The sequence below is a fragment of the Micromonospora sp. DT47 genome, from assembly GCF_049844475.1.
In the GTDB taxonomy this organism is placed as follows: Bacteria; Actinomycetota; Actinomycetes; order Mycobacteriales; family Micromonosporaceae; genus Micromonospora.
The window spans coordinates 350,168-365,132 of sequence record NZ_JBNCLC010000003.1 but is presented as its reverse complement, the minus strand read 5'-3'; the positions used below and the strand labels follow the sequence as shown (position 1 = coordinate 365,132).

The window sequence follows — 14,965 nt, the reverse complement described above, 5'->3', positions numbered from 1 at the left end:
CGGCGGACGGCCGCCGACGCGGCGACCGGTGGCCTCAGCTGGCGGCGGTGACCTGCTCGCGGGCGTCGAGCGCCTGCTGGTAGAGCCGGCCGGCCCGGTACGACGAGCGCACCAGTGGCCCGCTCATCACGCCGGCGAAGCCGATCTCCTCGGCCTCCTCGCGCAGCTCGACGAACTCCTCCGGCTTGACCCAGCGGGTGACCGGGTGGTGCCGGGGCGAGGGGCGCAGGTACTGGGTGATGGTGATCAGCTCGCAGCCGGCGTCGTGCAGGTCGCGCAGCGCCTGGGAGACCTCGGCCCGCTCCTCGCCCATGCCCAGGATCAGGTTGCTCTTGGTGACCAGGCCGTCGGCGCGGGCCTGCCGGATGACGTCCAGCGAGCGCTCGTAGCGGAACGCCGGCCGGATCCGCTTGAAGATCCGCGGCACCGTCTCGACGTTGTGCGCGAGCACCTCCGGGCGGGAGCTGAAGACCTCGGCGAGCTGCTCGGGGACCGCGTTGAAGTCGGGGATCAGCAGCTCGACGCCGCAGCCGGACTGCAGGGCGTGGATCTGCCGGACCGTCTCGGCGTAGAGCCAGGCGCCACCGTCGGGCAGGTCGTCGCGGGCGACGCCGGTGATGGTGGCGTAGCGCAGCCCCATCGTGGCCACCGACTCGGCCACCCGACGCGGCTCGTCGGCGTCGAACTCGGCCGGCTTGCCGGTGTCGATCTGGCAGAAGTCGCAGCGCCGGGTGCACTGGTCACCGCCGATGAGGAAGGTGGCCTCGCGGTCCTCCCAGCATTCGTAGATGTTGGGGCAGCCGGCCTCCTGGCACACGGTGTGCAGCCCCTCGCGCGAGACCAGCCCGCGCAGCTGGGTGTACTCCGGCCCCATCTTGGCCTTGACCTTGATCCACGGCGGCTTTCGCTCGATCGGCGTCTCGGCGTTGCGGGCCTCGATCCTCAGCAGGCGGCGCCCTTCGGGGGCGGCCGTCGCGGTGCGGCTGGCCTGCTCGGTCGTCGGCGTGGAGTGCTCGATCGTCACGAAAACGAGCCTACGCCGGTCGGCCGCGGTCGATGAACGTCGGGCGACCGGCGTCACGCCGCAGATGTTGTGACACCGGACACCGTGGGGCGAAAATAGGTCGTCACATCGGCCCGGTCGGCGTGCTAGCGTCCCGGGCAGAGCTGTGACGGAGCCGAGTAGCGCCCCGATCCGCCAGTGCAGAGAGCCGCCGGTTGCTGGGAGGCGGTCTGGCGCCGGCGCGTGAAGACCCTCCCGAGCTGCGGGAAGAACGGCGTCCGCGCCCAGTAGAGCCCGCCCGGCTGGCCCCGGTGAAAAGGCGACGAACGAGGCTCCCGCTCCGGCGGGGGCGAAGGTGTGGTGGCACCGCGAGGACCCGCTCGCCCACACCTCCCGGGATCGCGTTGCGATCGATCGAGGAGGTAACCGCCGTGCAACGCATCCTTTCCACCCAGCTCCGTTCCCATGTCGGCGAGACCGTCCGGATCGCCGGCTGGGTGCACCGCCGCCGGCTGCTCAAGTCGGTGGCGTTCCTGATCGTCCGGGACGCCGCCGGCCTGGCCCAGGTCGTGGTCACCGACCCGACCGTCCGCGCCGAGCTGGAGAAACTCACCGAGGAGACGGTGGTCGAGGTGGTCGGCGCGGCCACCGCGAACGACACCGCGCCCGCCGGGGTCGAGCTGACCGACCCGACGGTACGACCGCTCGGCCCGCCCGCCGTGCCGCCGCCGTTCGACCTCTACCGGCCGGCGCTCACCGCGACCCTGCCCACCCAGCTCGACCACGCGCCCGTCGCGCTGCGGCACCCGTCGAGGTCGGCGGCGCTGCGCATCTCGGCGGCGGCCGTGGCCGGCTTCCGGGCCACCCTCGACGCCCGGGACTTCGTGGAGATCCACACCCCGAAGGTGGTCGCCTCGTCGACCGAGAGCGGGGCGAACGTCTTCGCGCTGGACTGGTTCGGCCGGCCCGCGTACCTGGCCCAGTCGCCGCAGTTCTACAAGCAGCTCATGGTGGGTGTCTTCGAGCGGGTCTACGAGGTCGGGCCGGTGTTCCGGGCCGAACCGCACGACACCGTGCGGCACCTGGCCCAGTACACCTCGCTCGACGTCGAGCTGGGCTTCGTCGCCGACCACCGGGACGTGATGGCCGTGCTGCGCGACACCCTCGCCGGGATGCTGGCCGGCGTCGCCGAGCGGGCCGGCGGCACGGTGGCGACGTTGGGCCTGGAGCTACCCGAGGTACCCGCCGAGATCCCGGCCGTGCACTTCACCGAGGCGCTGCGCATCGCCGGCGCGCCGGCCGACGAGCCGGACCTCGCCCCCGCCCACGAGCGGGCGCTGGGGGAGTGGGCCCGCGCCGAGCACGGCTCGGACTTCCTCTTCGTCACCGGGTACCCGATGGCCAAGCGGCCGTTCTACACCCACCCCGACCCGGCGCGGCCGGCGTACTCCAACGGCTTCGACCTGCTCTTCCGGGGGCTGGAGCTGGTCACCGGCGGGCAGCGGCTGCACCGGTACGACGACTACCTGGCGGCGCTGGCCGCCCGCGGCGAGCCGGTCGAGCCGGTCGCCGGCTACGTCGACGCGTTCCGGCACGGCATGCCGCCGCACGGCGGCTTCGCCATCGGCCTGGAACGGTTCGTCGCCCGGCTGACCGGCGCGGCCAACGTCCGCGAGGTCACCGCCTTCCCGCGCGACCTGCACCGCCTCACCCCGTAGCGGTACGCGTCGGCCCGGCGAGGCCGGGCCGACGCGGCCCACCGGTCTCCTACGGTGCGACCGGCAGGCGGCGCTTGTGGTCGGTCGCCCGGTAGCGGGCCACCAGCGCCTGCTCGACCTCCGGCGGGACCGGCCGGCCCTCCAGGTAGTCGTCGATGTGCTCGTAGGCCAGGCCGAGCGCGTCCTCGTCGAGCTTGCCCGGGTCGAGGCTCTCCAGGTCCGCGGTGGGCGCCTTGCCGACGAGTTCGGCGGGAGCCCCCAGCGCCTCGGCGATCGCGCGTACCCGCCGCTTGGTCAGCCCGGTCAGCGGTACGACGTCCGCCGCGCCGTCGCCGTGCTTGGTGAAGAACCCGGTGACCGCCTCGGCGGCGTGGTCGGTGCCCACGACCAGCCCGCCCATCGCGCCGGCGACGGCGTACTGCGCGATCATCCGCTGCCGGGCCTTGATGTTGCCGTGCACGAAGTCCCGCTGCCCGGCATCCCGGAAGGTCAGCCCACCGGCGACCAGCGCGTCCAGGGCGGCATCGCTGGCCGGCTTGACGTCGACGGTGAGCACCCGGTCGGCCTGGATGAACTTCAGTGCCGTCTGGGCGTCGTGCTCGTCGGCCTGCACCCCGTACGGCAGCCGCATCGCGACGAAGATCGCCGGGTGGCCGGCGGCGCGGGCCCGTTCGACCGCGAGCTGGCAGAGCCGACCGGCGGTGGTGGAGTCCACCCCGCCGCTGATGCCGAGGACCAGCGCCTTCAGCCCGGTGTCGACCAGACGGTCGGCGAGGAAGACGACCCGCCGTTCGATCTCCTCTGCGGCGTCGAAGGTCGCCGCCACCTGGAGTTCGTCGGCGATCTGCTGCTGCATCGACATCACGTCGGTCATCGGGGGTCCTTCCGTCGGCGGCCGGGGTCTCGACAGCAGCCAACCCTTCCCGAGGACCGGCGGTCAATCGGGTTGAGACGGAGACGACACCGGGGCGGCGCGGGTTCAGGCGGGGCCGAGCAGATCCCAGGGGTTGCCGGCGATGTCCCGGAAGACGGCGACCCGGCCGTACGGCTCGGTGCGCGGCGGCTTCACGAACTCGACGTTCGCGTCGCGCATCCGGCGGTAGGTGGCCTCGAAGTCGTCGACCTGGAGGAAGAAGCCGACCCGGCCGGCGACCTGGTCGCCGACCGCGGCCTCCTGCCGCTCGCCGTCCGCCCGGGCCAGCAGCAGGCCGGTTTGCGCGCCCGGCGGGCGGACCACCACCCAGCGCTTCGGACGACCGTCGTTGGTCAGCGACGGGGAGTCCTCGGCCAGCTCGAAGCCGAGCACCTCGGTGAAGAAGGCGATGGCGGGGTCGTAGTCGGCGACGACGAGGGTGACGAGATCGATCTGCACCCCGAGAGGGTATGGCCTCAGCGGGCAGCGCGGTGAGGCGCCGACGCCGCCACCGGAACGATCGGGTGGACGCCCGGCGGGATCAGACCTCGACGAGGGTGGCCAGGCGGCGCTCGACCACCGGGAGCACGTCGGCGACGGTGACCGGGCGGCCCAGCTCGGCGGTGAGTGAGGTGACCCCGGCATCCCGGATGCCGCAGGGCACGATCCGGTCGAAGTAGCCCAGGTCGCAGTCGCAGTTGATCGAGAAGCCGTGCAGGGTCACGCCGCGGGCCACCCGGATGCCGATGGCGGCCACCTTGCGGGCCGGCCCCCGGTCGTCCTCCGGCACCCAGACCCCGCTGCGCCCCTCGACCTGGCCGGCGGCCAGCCCGAACTCGGCGCAGACGTCGATCAGCAGCTGCTCGGTGCGGCGTACGTAGGCGACCACGTCCACCGGGTCGGGCAGCCGGAGGATCGGGTAGCCGACGAGTTGCCCGGGGCCGTGCCAGGTGATCTTGCCGCCCCGGTCGACGTCAACCACCGGGGTGCCGTCCATCGGCCGGTCCCACGGCTCGGTGCGCTTGCCCGCGGTGTAGACGCTCGGGTGCTCCAGCAGCAGCACGGTGTCGCCACGCTCGCCGGCCACCACCGACTCGTGCAGGCGCCGCTGCTCGTCCCAGGCGGCCTGGTAGTCGAGCACGCCGGCCCGAACGGCCGTCAGCCCAGAAGTAGTCGCAGTCACCCTCCCAGCCTAGACCCGCCACGGCCCGCCACCCGGCGTGAGCCTCGTCGCGTCAGGCGGCGGGGACGATCCAGAGCCAGACGTCGTCGACCCGGCGGGGCTCGCCGAGCAGGGCGGTGGCGGTGCGGCGCAGGGCGTCCTCGTCGATGTCGTACTTCGCGCCGTGCACCTGGTCGGGGAGCACGACCGCCCGCACGCCCCAGTAGCGCAGGTCGGCCCGGGAGAGTTCGATGCTGCCCTCGGTGACGATCGGGACGAGCCCGGTCCGGCCGGCCTGGTCCATCAGGGTGTCGAAGGTGCGCGGCGGCGGGCCGATCTGGCCCCGGCCGTCCGGGCCGCCGGGGCCGAGGAAGAAGCCGGACGGGATGCGGAACTCGCCCTGCCGGTGGGAGAGGGCGTACGCCTGCCAGCGCTGCCCGTCGGGGGTGACGTCCAGGGTCAGCGGCAGCGGGGTGAGCACCCCGTCGGGCGGGACGTACTGGCGCCAGGTGCCGGCGGCGATGAACTGCGGGACCGGCGGTCGCCCGCTGGTCAGCAGGGGGATGGGCAGCAGCGGCAGCAGCGCGGCGGCGAAGCCGAGGATCCAGGCCGCCGCCGCGCCCCGGCGTCGCGGCGGGTCCGCGCGCAGCTGGTCGATCGTGTACGCCAGCAGCAGGCCGATCACCGGGGCGACCACCAGCGCCAGCCGGGACGGCAGTGCGGCGTTGACCACCGGCAGGTTGTCCAGCACGCCGAACGGCAGCAGCTGGCCGGTGCGCCGCCCGGCCCAGGTGGCCAGCGGCCCCCAGGAGAGCACGGTGAACACGACGGCGGTGATGCCCAGCGCGGCGAGGGTCGCCCGGCGGCCCGGGGCGGCCCGCCGCCACAGCGCCACGAAACAGGCCACAGTGAGCAGCAGCAGCGGCACCCCGAAGAAGGAGTTCTCCTCGGTCGGGTTGGGCGCCAGCGAGGTGCCCAGCCCGGCCGCCCCGGCCAGCGACCGGCGCGGGTACGCCCCGAACGCCGCGATGTCCTCGGAGTGGATGAGCGGGTCGAAGCCGGTGCCGTGGAACCGCTGCGGGCCGGCGAAGTGCAGCCAGAGCGGGTACGCCAGCAGCACCCCGGCCACCAGCGCGGTCACCCCGAGCCCGCGCAGGAAGGTGGGCAGCGCTGCCCGCGCCTCCGCCCGGCGGGCCGGGTGCAGCGCCCAGGCGGCGAGGAAGACGGCGAGCGCCATCGCGGTGAAGAAGAGCCCCTCGGCGGCGATGGAGAAGGCGACCGCGACCAGCACGCCGAGCAGCACCCCGCCGCGCAGCCAGCGCCCCGGCCGGCGCAGCGCGAAGACGCCCTGGACGAGCAGCGGCACCAGCCAGCCGGCGGTCCAGTTCAGGTGGGCGTTGGCGTGCGCCACCATGCCGGGGGAGTATGCGATGAACAGCGCCCCGACCCCGGCGGCCAGCCGGCTGCGGACCAGGTGCCGGGAGAGCAGCCAGTACCAGGCCAGCGCGGTGGCGACCAGGTTGAGGGTGAGGATCACCAGGAAGGTCGCCGGCGCCCCGATCAGGTACGTCAGCGGCGCGAAGACCGCCGCGTACACGGTGATCGAGGTGTTGACCGCGAGGTTCACCCCGTGCGGGACGTTGATCAGGTGGGTGTAGAGCGGGTTCTCCCCGTGGGTGAGCGCGTGCCCGCCGAAGGCGAGCAGCCACTCGAAGAGCGCCTGGTCGCTGGAGTTGACGGCGATCGCCCGGTTGTTCGGGTCGCGCCACAGTCCGCTGGTCACCCAGACGGCCAGGGCGACCGCGAGGAGCGCCACGATCAGGTCGGTCCGGCGACCCCGGCCGGTGGCGGGCGCGGCGGCGGGTGGCTGGTCGGCGGCCCGGGTCGGCGAGGTCGGCACGGAGCGGACGTTACCAACCGGACCCGGCGGCACCGGTCAGACACGAAAGCCGGCCGGACGCGGAATCTTGATTAACGGCCGGCTCCCGACCACTACATCGGCGGCGGCGAATGTGTGAGCGCCGCCCATGTCGCTGGTCTGAAACACGGACGTAACGTCGCGGCAATTCGGGGGTGACCCAGCTCACATCGCAACAGGAGGTCGCCGTGCGCCGCTCCTCATCCATCCTCACCCGGCTGGCCGGGGCAGTCGCCGGGGCCGCGCTGGCCGCGGCGGCCCTGGTCGCCGTCGCCGCGCCCGCCCAGGCCGCCAGCCTGACCCAGGTCACCGGCTTCGGCTCGAACCCCGGCAACCTCGCCATGTACGCCTACCGCCCGGACGGCCTGCCGGCCAACGCGCCGGCCGTGGTCCTCCTGCACGGTTGCACCCAGAACGCCGCCGGCTATTTCGCCAACTCCGGCTGGCAGAAGTACGCCGACCTGTGGAAGTTCGCCCTGATCGTGCCCCAGCAGTCCAGCGCGAACCAGTCGCTGAGCTGCTTCAACTGGTACACGGAGGGGGACATCAATCGCGGTCAGGGCGAGGCGCTGTCGATCAAGCAGATGGTCGACTACGCGAAGACGAACTACGGCCTGGACGGCAACCGGGTCCACATCAGCGGGCTCTCGGCCGGCGGGGCGATGACCTCGGTCATGCTCGCCACCTACCCGGACGTCTTCGCCGCCGGCTCGGTGATCGCCGGGCTGCCGTACCGCTGCTCGCCGCCGGCGTCGACCAGCACCTGCCAGTACAGCGGGGTGGACAAGACCCCGCCGGCCTGGGGCGACCTGGTCCGCAACGCGTACTCCGGCTACACCGGCCGCCGGCCGCGGGTGTCCATCTGGCACGGCACCTCGGACACCACCGTGGTGCCGATGAACGCCACCGAGTCCCGTGACCAGTGGACCAACGTGCTCGGGGTCTCGCAGACCCCGACCAGCACCTCGTCGCTGCCTGCCGGCACCAGCCTGGAGGTGTACGGCAACGACGCGGTCCGGCTCTACCGGGTCTCCGGGATGGGGCACGGCACGCCCGTCGACCCCGGCTCGGCCACCGACCAGTGCGGCACGGCGACGTCGTACTTCCTGGACACCATCTGCTCGTCGTACCGGGACGCGCTCTTCTTCGGCCTGAGCGGCGGCGCCACGCCCAGCCCCACCCCGACCGCCACCGCCTCGCCCACCCCGACGCCGACCCCGACCGCCTCTCCGGTCTGCGTCACGGCCAGCAACTACGCCCACGTGACGGCCGGCCGCGCCTACCAGTCCGGCGGCTACGCCTACGCCCTGGGCAGCAACCAGCGCATGGGCCTCTACAACACCTTCTACACGACGACCCTCAAGCAGACGGCCCCCAACTACTGGGTCATCGGCTGCTGACCCGCCCCCCGATCATGAAGTTGTCGCCCGCCGCCTCGTCGCGTCGGGGCGACAACTTCATGATCGACGACCTCATTCGGTGAGGGCGGCGTGGAGGGCGCTGGGCAGGTCGAGGTGGGTGTAGGGGAAGTTCGCCTTGGTCAGGACGCCGGGGAGGACGCGGGCGCTGGTGAGGGCCTCCTGGGCGAAGCCACCCAAGGCGACCTTGAGGGCCAGCGCGGGGATCGGGATGATCGCGGGGCGGTGCAGCTGGCGGGCGAGTTCCTTGGTGAACTCCGCGTTGGTGACCGGAGCCGGGCCGACGACGTTGACCGGACCGCCGATGTCGTCCCGGTCCAGCAGGAACACCGCCGCGTCCAGCCAGTCCCGCATGGAGATCCAGGGCAGCCACTGCCGGCCGCTGCCCAGCCGCCCGGCGATGCCCAGCTTGAACGGGAGCAGCTGCGGCTTGAGCAGCCCGCCGTCGCGGTGCAGCGGCAGCCCGGTGCGCAGCCGGACCACCCGTACGCCGGCGTCCTCGGCCGGCCGGGTCGCGGCCTCCCAGACCCGGCAGACGTCGGCCAGGAATCCCTCGCCCGCCGGTGCGTCCTCCTCGACGACCCGGTCGCCGGTGTTGCCGTACCAGCCGGCGGCGGAGGAGTTGAGCAGCGCCATCGGCCGGTCCGCCGGCGGCAGGTTGGCGATGGTGATCGCCAGGGTGGTGGTGGTGTCCACCCGGCTGGACCGGATCAGCTGCCGGTAGGCGTCGTCCCAGCGCTTGTCGCCGACGCCGGCGCCAGCCAGGTTGACCACCCCTTCGGCCTCGGCCACCACGGCCGGGTCGAGCTGCCCGGCGGACGGGTCCCACTGCCGTTCGTCGGGGGTGCGCGGCGGCCGCCGGACCAGCCGGGTGACCTGGTGCCCGTCGGCGGTGAGGCGGTCGACCAGCCGGGTGCCGAGGAAGCCGGACGCGCCGGCGATGAGGATCCGCATACTCATATCTTCGGGTACGGGGCCGGCTTTGGATTCGGATGAAGAACATCGGAAGTCCAGGAGTCTCGGTGACGGCCTTGGTGCCGAGGGAGGCGTCACGAGTTGGCTCGCGATCGGCGGATGAGCGCCCAGCCCAGGAACCGGTCGAAGAGGTGGGCCGGCTCAGGCGCATCGTGCGGGTTGAGCGTGTGCAGTTGGCCGGCCGCGTCGTGAAGAAGTCCACCGAGGTAGACCAGCAGTGCCACCCGGTCGTGCGCGTACTCCCCGAGGAGGGTGAGTCGCGCGGTGGCGCACGGCCAGGGCGCGGCGCAGGCCCGGCAGAGCCAGAGCGGGCGGATCGGCAGGTGCGGGCGCGGCGGGCTCACCACCGGCCGCCGTTGGCTCGCCAGGTTTGCGCCGGGGTGAGCCGGCCAACCCGCCCGACCTGCGGGTTGGCTCGGGTTGCCTCGTCCCACCAACGGCTGTTCGGCAGAGGCGTCGGTGGCTCGGTCGGGACCGGCACGTACCGGTCCGGGCACGCGGTCCAGCGCAGGCCGCACGAGCACCAGCGCCGCCCACGTCGCCAGGTCCGCCGGTGCCGCGGTCCGAGCGGCACCGGGCCATCGTTGCGCCGCCGGCCTGGCCACACCTCAGCGCCGCCCATCGGGTACCCGGAGTTGCTGCTCGGCGCGGTCCACCAGCTCGTCGACCGCCCGCTCGGACAGCCCCCGCGAGTGCAGCACCCGCCGCCCCCAGCGGTGCAGGCGACACGGGTACGGGGTTCGGTCGCTGCGGCACATCGGGCCGGCGGGCCAGGACTCGGGGGAGTGCACCACCACCGCCCGGACGGCGAGCCGGACGTGTTCGCCCGTCACGTACCGGGGCATCGGCAGCTCACCGAGCACCTTCTCCACCGCGTCGACCGGCTCGTTGACCAGGGGCTGCACGCGTACCGCCTTCCTATCGCTGATCGGTGCGGCACCGAGGCGGGCGGGGACAGCCGTTGCGCGGCGGCCGGAGCCCGGCACCCACCCCGGGCCAGCTCGATGCGCCCGCTCATGGCGACGGGCGCGATCCGGCACCCGGCCGACCTCCGGGTGGTCGACCGGGTGCGTCTTTCAGGACGACCAGCTCGTGGTTTGCAGACCTGGGAGCCGGTCAGGGAGAGCTTTGCACGACAAGTTGTGCAAAGCAAGGCATGTCTACTCCTTACTTGTTGTGACTAGTGGTCCATGGTCGAATGGCGGTGCAGACCTGGGAGTGTGGATGCCCGCCAAGGCAAAATGGGCGCAGCTTGCTGACTACATCCGCGAGCGGATCGAGTCCGGTGAGCTCGCGCCGGGAGAGAAGCTGCCGTCGACCGCGCAGCTCAAAGAGGAACACGGCGTGTCGCAGACCGTCGTGCGACAGGCAATCCTCGTCCTTCAGATGCAGGGATGGGTCGAGGGCGTGCACGGTGTCGGCGTCTTCGTCGCTGAGCGGCCCACGGACTGACGGCACTGTGCGCGAACGGGTGACGGCGGAGCGGCTCGTCCTGCTCAACCAGGTCGAGTGGTTCCACCTCGACCGGCCGGTGCTGGTCTGGCCCGGCCAGACCTACTGGGTCGACTACGGCACCAAGGAGTTCTGCGTCGACCGTGGTGACGACCGGATCACCCGCGCCCCCGGCTGGGTCTGCCGCTGACGCCGGACGCGGCCGAGCGTGAATCGTTTACGTCATCAGCTCTGTAGCGTCTCGATTTGACGGTCGGCTCCCGACCGGGTCGGCTCGCCGCTGATACCCGGCCGACCCCGCCAGGTCAGGCCAGTCGGGCGAGCACCGGGGCGAGCGGTTCCAGCGCGTCCTTGCGTACCACGAACCGCGTGACGCCCCAGCGGCGCTCGTGCTCGGCGACCGCCGCGACGATCTCGTCCTCGGTGCCGATCAGCACGAACGGCGTGGCCAGCAGTTCGGCGACGCTCATGCCGTTGCCGCGCGCGTGCTCTGCCGCGGCAGCCTCGGCGTCGTCGGTGACCACCACCCGCTGCACCAGCGCCTCCAGCGCCGGCGGGTCGTCCCGACCCGCCGCGCCGGCGGCGACGCAGGCGAGCTGCGCCTCGATCTGGTCGGCCCGCCAGCGCGCCTCGTGGGTATGGCCGTCGGCGAGGGTACGACCGAAGCCGCTCAGCCCCACCACGTCGGCGTGCGCGCCGGCCCAGCGCAGCAGCGTCGAGTTGGCGGTGCCCATCGTCAGCGGGATCCGTCGCTGCACCGGCCGGGGCGCGGTCAGCCGGGCGGCGCGCACCGTCAGCTCGGGGGAGTCCACGGTGACCTCGTCGCCGTCGAGCAGGGCGCGGACCGCCTCGGCGACGGCCAGGCAGCGGCGGACCCGGCCGGCGACGTCGGGGCGTTCGCGGCCGACGGCGTGCCACTCGGCCGGGGTGTGGCCGGCGCCGACGCCGAGCCGGGCCCGTCCGGCGGAGACCACGTCGAGGGTGGCCACGTCGGTGGCGAGCAGCATCGGCTCGCGGACGCCGAGGTTGGACACGTACGACCCGAGCCCGATCGTCGAGGTGGCCGACGCGGCGGCGGCCAGCGCGACGAACGGGGAGGTGACGTCGCCGGGGTGGTCGGCGGCGAGCAGGGCGTCGAAGCCGGCGACCTCGGCCCGGCGGGCGAGATCGAGCCAGCTCGCCGCGTCGGTCGGGGTGGCCTGGAGGGAGAAGGTGGTCACCGGCCCAGCCTGCTCCGCGCGGGACCGCCCGGCCAGCCCGCGAACGCCGATTCTGCCGACCGGCGAATCCGCCCACCGCGAACCGTCTAGGTCGGCTCGCCCTCGGCGGGCGGCTCGCCCTCGTGCCAGCGGGCCCGCCACGCCGCCTCCTGCGCCTCGTGGTTGACCCGCTCGTCGTGCACCAACTTGCGTAGCGGGCGCCGGGAGTCCGCCAGCACCACCACCTCCACGGCCACCAGCCCGACGCAGATCGCGGTCAGCAGCCCGAGGGCGCCCAGCGCCGACAGGTGCTGCCCCAGCGGCATCCCGGCGGCCAGCGCCACCAGCACGCCGAGCCGGGTCCAGGTGAGGGTGCCGAGGGTGCGCAGCTGGAACAGCAGGTTGGTGGCCAGATAGCAGAACACCCCGCCGAAGAGCATCGGTACGGCCGGGCCGTGCGGCCGCGCGGTCGCCCCGTCGGCCGGGTCGGTGACGACCCGGACCAGCTCCTCGGTGCCGATCGCGAACAGGATGATGCCGGCGATCATCGGCAGGTACAGGTACGCGTAGGCGTCCCGGGCCATGGTCCTCCGCGCCCGGCCGGTCGCCGCGTGCAGCGCGATCCGGGCGGCCGGGCCGATGAGGTCGAAGTGGGCCCACCAGAGGGCGGCGGTGAACACGATGCCGAGCGTGGCGGCGGTGATCGCGGGCCAGGTGACGGGCTTGCCCAGCAGGTTGCCGCCGACGCCGGCCGAGATGATCGACTCGCCCAGGGCGATGATCAGGATGAGGTCGTACCGCTCGGTCCAGTGCTCCGCGGAGGTCACCCCCCAGCCCCAGGCGCCCGCGACCACGCCGGTGCCGTACTGGAGCAGCACCACCGTGATCCACAGCACGTCCCGCACCAGCGCGGCCCGGTCCGGGTCGGCGAGCTGCGGCGGGATCAGGGCGGCGGCCACCAGCAGCACCGTGCTGCCCGCCAGTTCCGGCATGAACCGGGTCAGGTGCCGGCGGTCGGTCGGGTCCTCCCGCACCGCCTTCCAGAACAGCACCAGGTGCACCGCCCGGATCGCCACGTAGCTGCCGGCCACCACCAACGGCCCGGCCGCCCCCTGCCGGGGATCGCCGAACGCCTGGGGCAGGGAGAGCGCGAAGGCGAACAGCGAGGCCATCGCCACGACCATCAGCACCGGGACGAAGCCCTCGCCGAGCCGGACCCGGGTGGCCACCATGCTGTGCACCACCCAGCACCACCAGAGCACCGCCAGCACCAGCATGGCGTGCAGCAGCGCCCGGCCGGTGATGTCGATGGCGGTGGCCCGGGTGATGATGAAGAACGAGACGACGAAGACCAGGTCGAAGAAGACCTCGAACTTGTCGACCCGAGCGCCGGGGGCGATGGCGACGGCGGGGCCGAGTGGTGTTTTCCGCCGCTCCCCGTCCATTGGTCCACTCTCGCAGCGTCCGACGCGGCCGGGGGCCATTCGCATCAGTCCGTCGGGCGGTACCGCAGGCCGTCCATCAGCAGGTCGAGCAGCCGGTCGGCGAGGTCGCGCCGGTCCGGCTCGCCGGCGGCGAGCGACACCCCGCTCAGCCCGGCCAGCACGTCGGCCGGGTCGACGTCGGCCCGGACCCTGCCCGCGGCGGCGCCCGCCGCCAGCAGCCGGGTGAGCGCGGCGACCAGCAGGTCGCGGCTCTGGGCGTACGGGTTGGCGCCGGAGGCGATCACCAGCCGGAGCGCGTCGGCCATCCCGCGCTTGGTGGCCAGGTAGTCGATGAAACGGTCCATCCAGGCACGGGTCGCCTCGTCCGGCGGCAGCCGGTCCAGCAGTTCGCCGGCCGCGTCGCAGAGCTTCGCCAGTTCGTTGCGGTAGGCCGCCTCGACCAGCGCCTCCCGGGTGGGGAAGTGGCGGTACAGCGTGCCGATGCCGACGCCCGCGTCCCGGGCGACGGCGTCCAGCGTTACCTCCGGGCCCTGGCGGGAAAACGCCCGCACCGCCGCGTCCAGCAGTCGCTCACGGTTGCGCGCCGCGTCGGCGCGCAACGGTCGGGGGCCGGGCTCCGGCACGTCTCCTCCTGGGCTCGAGGTGACCGGTTGGCAACCGGAGGATCCTCCGGTTAGTCTCGGTGACGTACCGGAGGGGCCTCCGCTTCTCATCGTAGCGGCCGGACCGCACGGTCCGCGTCGCGTCGGACAAGGAGGATCATGACCACGAGCACACCAGTCAGCACGCCCTTCGACGCCCGGTCCACCGCGCTGGAGGTGGTGCGGGACGTCGACCTCACCGGTCGGCGGGCGATCGTCACCGGCGGCGCCTCGGGCATCGGCGTGGAGACCGCCCGGGCGCTCGCCGCGGCCGGCGCCGATGTCACCCTCGCCGTCCGCAACCTCGACGCCGGTCAGCGGGCCGCCGAGGACATCACCGGTACGACCGGCAACGACCGCGTCCTGGTCGCCCCGCTCGACCTCGCCGACCAGGCGTCCGTCGCCGCGTTCGTGGGCACCTGGGACGGGCCGCTGCACATCCTGGTCAACAACGCCGGGATCATGGCCTCGCCCGAGATGCGCACCCCGCAGGGCTGGGAGATGCAGTTCGCCACCAACCACCTGGGGCACTTCGCGGTGGCCACCGGGCTGCACCGGGCGCTCGCCGCGGCCGGCGGCGCGCGGATCGTCTCGGTCAGCTCCTCGGCGCACCTGCGCTCGCCGGTCGTCTTCGAGGACATCCACTTCCGCGAGCGCCCCTACGAGCCATGGGCGGCGTACGGGCAGTCCAAGACCGCCAACGTGCTCTTCGCGGTGGAGGCGACGCGGCGCTGGGCGGACGACGGCATCCTCACCAACGCGCTGATGCCGGGCGCGATCCGGACCAACCTCCAGCGCTACGTCAGCGACGAGGACCTGGCCCGGCTGCGCGCCGAGAGCGGCGGTGGCGCGGCGCCGAACTGGAAGAACACCGAGCAGGGCGCGGCGACCTCGGTGCTGGTGGCCACCTCGCCGCTGCTGGACGGCGTCGGCGGGCGCTACTTCGAGGACTGCCAGCAGGCCGGGCTCAACCAGCCCGGCACCCGCACGGGCGTCGCCGCGTACGCCCTGGACCCGGAGGCCGCCGAGCGGCTCTGGCAGGTCTCGGAGGAGACCCTCCGGGCCTGACGGTCCCGCGGACGACGAAGGGCGCCCCGGCCGAGACGACCGGGGCGCCCTTC

Annotated in this window: 16 protein-coding genes; 5 read left to right on the top strand and 11 right to left on the bottom strand. The window is 73.3% G+C overall.

Annotation, left to right across the window (positions count from 1 at the left end; genetic code table 11):
* Positions 1–34: 34 nt before the first annotated feature.
* On the bottom strand, positions 35–1,081 hold the full coding sequence (gene lipA, locus ACLQ2U_RS06755; RefSeq protein ID WP_425749661.1) for a lipoyl synthase: 1,047 nt from the start codon (positions 1,079–1,081) through the stop codon (positions 35–37).
* Positions 1,082–1,434: 353 nt separating this feature from the next.
* Between lipA and aspS the strand changes: the two genes are divergently transcribed.
* Positions 1,435–2,721 carry an aspartate--tRNA(Asn) ligase gene (gene aspS / locus ACLQ2U_RS06750; protein ID WP_425749660.1) on the top strand — a complete coding sequence of 429 codons (1,287 nt, stop codon included), beginning with the start codon at positions 1,435–1,437 and terminating at the stop codon, positions 2,719–2,721.
* Between the two features lie 49 nt (positions 2,722–2,770).
* Here the strand turns inward: aspS and nadE are convergent, their stop codons facing one another.
* The 4 genes from nadE to ACLQ2U_RS06730 form a co-directional block, all read right to left on the bottom strand.
* Entirely contained in the window at positions 2,771–3,595 is an 825-nt protein-coding gene (gene nadE, locus ACLQ2U_RS06745) for an ammonia-dependent NAD(+) synthetase (protein WP_425749659.1), read from the bottom strand.
* Between the two features lie 105 nt (positions 3,596–3,700).
* On the bottom strand, positions 3,701–4,093 hold the full coding sequence (locus tag ACLQ2U_RS06740; RefSeq protein WP_425749658.1) for a VOC family protein: 393 nt from the start codon (positions 4,091–4,093) through the stop codon (positions 3,701–3,703).
* 82 nt (positions 4,094–4,175) lie between these two features.
* Entirely contained in the window at positions 4,176–4,817 is a 642-nt protein-coding gene (gene lipB / locus ACLQ2U_RS06735; protein WP_425749657.1) for a lipoyl(octanoyl) transferase LipB, read from the bottom strand.
* Between the two features lie 52 nt (positions 4,818–4,869).
* Positions 4,870–6,696, bottom strand: coding sequence for a DUF2079 domain-containing protein (locus tag ACLQ2U_RS06730; RefSeq protein WP_425749656.1), 1,827 nt, complete (start codon positions 6,694–6,696; stop codon positions 4,870–4,872).
* Between the two features lie 206 nt (positions 6,697–6,902).
* Between ACLQ2U_RS06730 and ACLQ2U_RS06725 the strand changes: the two genes are divergently transcribed.
* Positions 6,903–8,114, top strand: a complete 1,212-nt coding sequence (locus ACLQ2U_RS06725; protein WP_425749655.1) for an extracellular catalytic domain type 1 short-chain-length polyhydroxyalkanoate depolymerase — start codon at positions 6,903–6,905, stop codon at positions 8,112–8,114.
* 72 nt (positions 8,115–8,186) lie between these two features.
* On the opposite strand, the gene ACLQ2U_RS06720 is transcribed toward ACLQ2U_RS06725, so the two are convergent.
* From ACLQ2U_RS06720 to ACLQ2U_RS06710, 3 genes are all read right to left on the bottom strand, one after another.
* Entirely contained in the window at positions 8,187–9,086 is a 900-nt protein-coding gene (locus ACLQ2U_RS06720) for a TIGR01777 family oxidoreductase (RefSeq protein WP_425749654.1), read from the bottom strand.
* 95 nt (positions 9,087–9,181) lie between these two features.
* Positions 9,182–9,451 (bottom strand): hypothetical protein, encoded by a 270-nt coding sequence (locus ACLQ2U_RS06715; protein WP_425749653.1) that lies wholly within the window; start codon positions 9,449–9,451, stop codon positions 9,182–9,184.
* 264 nt (positions 9,452–9,715) lie between these two features.
* The gene (locus ACLQ2U_RS06710) at positions 9,716–10,012 is read right to left on the bottom strand and encodes a hypothetical protein (RefSeq protein ID WP_425749652.1); all 297 of its coding nucleotides are present in this window, start codon (positions 10,010–10,012) and stop codon (positions 9,716–9,718) included.
* 319 nt (positions 10,013–10,331) lie between these two features.
* Here ACLQ2U_RS06710 and ACLQ2U_RS06705 point away from each other — a divergent pair, with 319 nt between their 5' ends.
* Together ACLQ2U_RS06705 and ACLQ2U_RS06700 are read left to right on the top strand one after the other, a co-directional pair.
* On the top strand, positions 10,332–10,559 hold the full coding sequence (locus tag ACLQ2U_RS06705; protein ID WP_425749651.1) for a GntR family transcriptional regulator: 228 nt from the start codon (positions 10,332–10,334) through the stop codon (positions 10,557–10,559).
* Between the two features lie 7 nt (positions 10,560–10,566).
* Positions 10,567–10,749 (top strand): hypothetical protein, encoded by a 183-nt coding sequence (locus tag ACLQ2U_RS06700; RefSeq protein WP_425749650.1) that lies wholly within the window; start codon positions 10,567–10,569, stop codon positions 10,747–10,749.
* A gap of 115 nt (positions 10,750–10,864) precedes the next feature.
* On the opposite strand, the gene ACLQ2U_RS06695 is transcribed toward ACLQ2U_RS06700, so the two are convergent.
* From ACLQ2U_RS06695 to ACLQ2U_RS06685, 3 genes are all read right to left on the bottom strand, one after another.
* Positions 10,865–11,779 (bottom strand): LLM class flavin-dependent oxidoreductase, encoded by a 915-nt coding sequence (locus ACLQ2U_RS06695; RefSeq protein ID WP_425749649.1) that lies wholly within the window; start codon positions 11,777–11,779, stop codon positions 10,865–10,867.
* An 86-nt stretch (positions 11,780–11,865) separates the two neighbouring features.
* Complete coding sequence (locus ACLQ2U_RS06690) at positions 11,866–13,203, bottom strand: low temperature requirement protein A (protein ID WP_425749648.1); 1,338 nt, start codon at positions 13,201–13,203, stop codon at positions 11,866–11,868.
* 44 nt (positions 13,204–13,247) lie between these two features.
* Positions 13,248–13,826 carry a TetR/AcrR family transcriptional regulator gene (locus tag ACLQ2U_RS06685; protein WP_425749647.1) on the bottom strand — a complete coding sequence of 193 codons (579 nt, stop codon included), beginning with the start codon at positions 13,824–13,826 and terminating at the stop codon, positions 13,248–13,250.
* Positions 13,827–13,964: 138 nt separating this feature from the next.
* Between ACLQ2U_RS06685 and ACLQ2U_RS06680 the strand changes: the two genes are divergently transcribed.
* Positions 13,965–14,912 (top strand): SDR family NAD(P)-dependent oxidoreductase, encoded by a 948-nt coding sequence (locus tag ACLQ2U_RS06680; RefSeq protein WP_425749646.1) that lies wholly within the window; start codon positions 13,965–13,967, stop codon positions 14,910–14,912.
* Positions 14,913–14,965 lie beyond the last annotated feature (53 nt).

Excerpts from the sequence above, each read along its gene's own strand:
- ACLQ2U_RS06705 (WP_425749651.1), top strand. The coding sequence starts at position 10,332 with ATGCCCGCCAAGGCAAAATGGGCGCAGCTTGCTGACTACATCCGCGAG.
- nadE (WP_425749659.1), bottom strand. The coding sequence starts at position 3,595 with ATGACCGACGTGATGTCGATGCAGCAGCAGATCGCCGACGAACTCCAG.
- ACLQ2U_RS06690 (WP_425749648.1), bottom strand. The coding sequence starts at position 13,203 with ATGGACGGGGAGCGGCGGAAAACACCACTCGGCCCCGCCGTCGCCATC.
- ACLQ2U_RS06720 (WP_425749654.1), bottom strand. The coding sequence starts at position 9,086 with ATGCGGATCCTCATCGCCGGCGCGTCCGGCTTCCTCGGCACCCGGCTG.
- ACLQ2U_RS06680 (WP_425749646.1), top strand. The coding sequence starts at position 13,965 with ATGACCACGAGCACACCAGTCAGCACGCCCTTCGACGCCCGGTCCACC.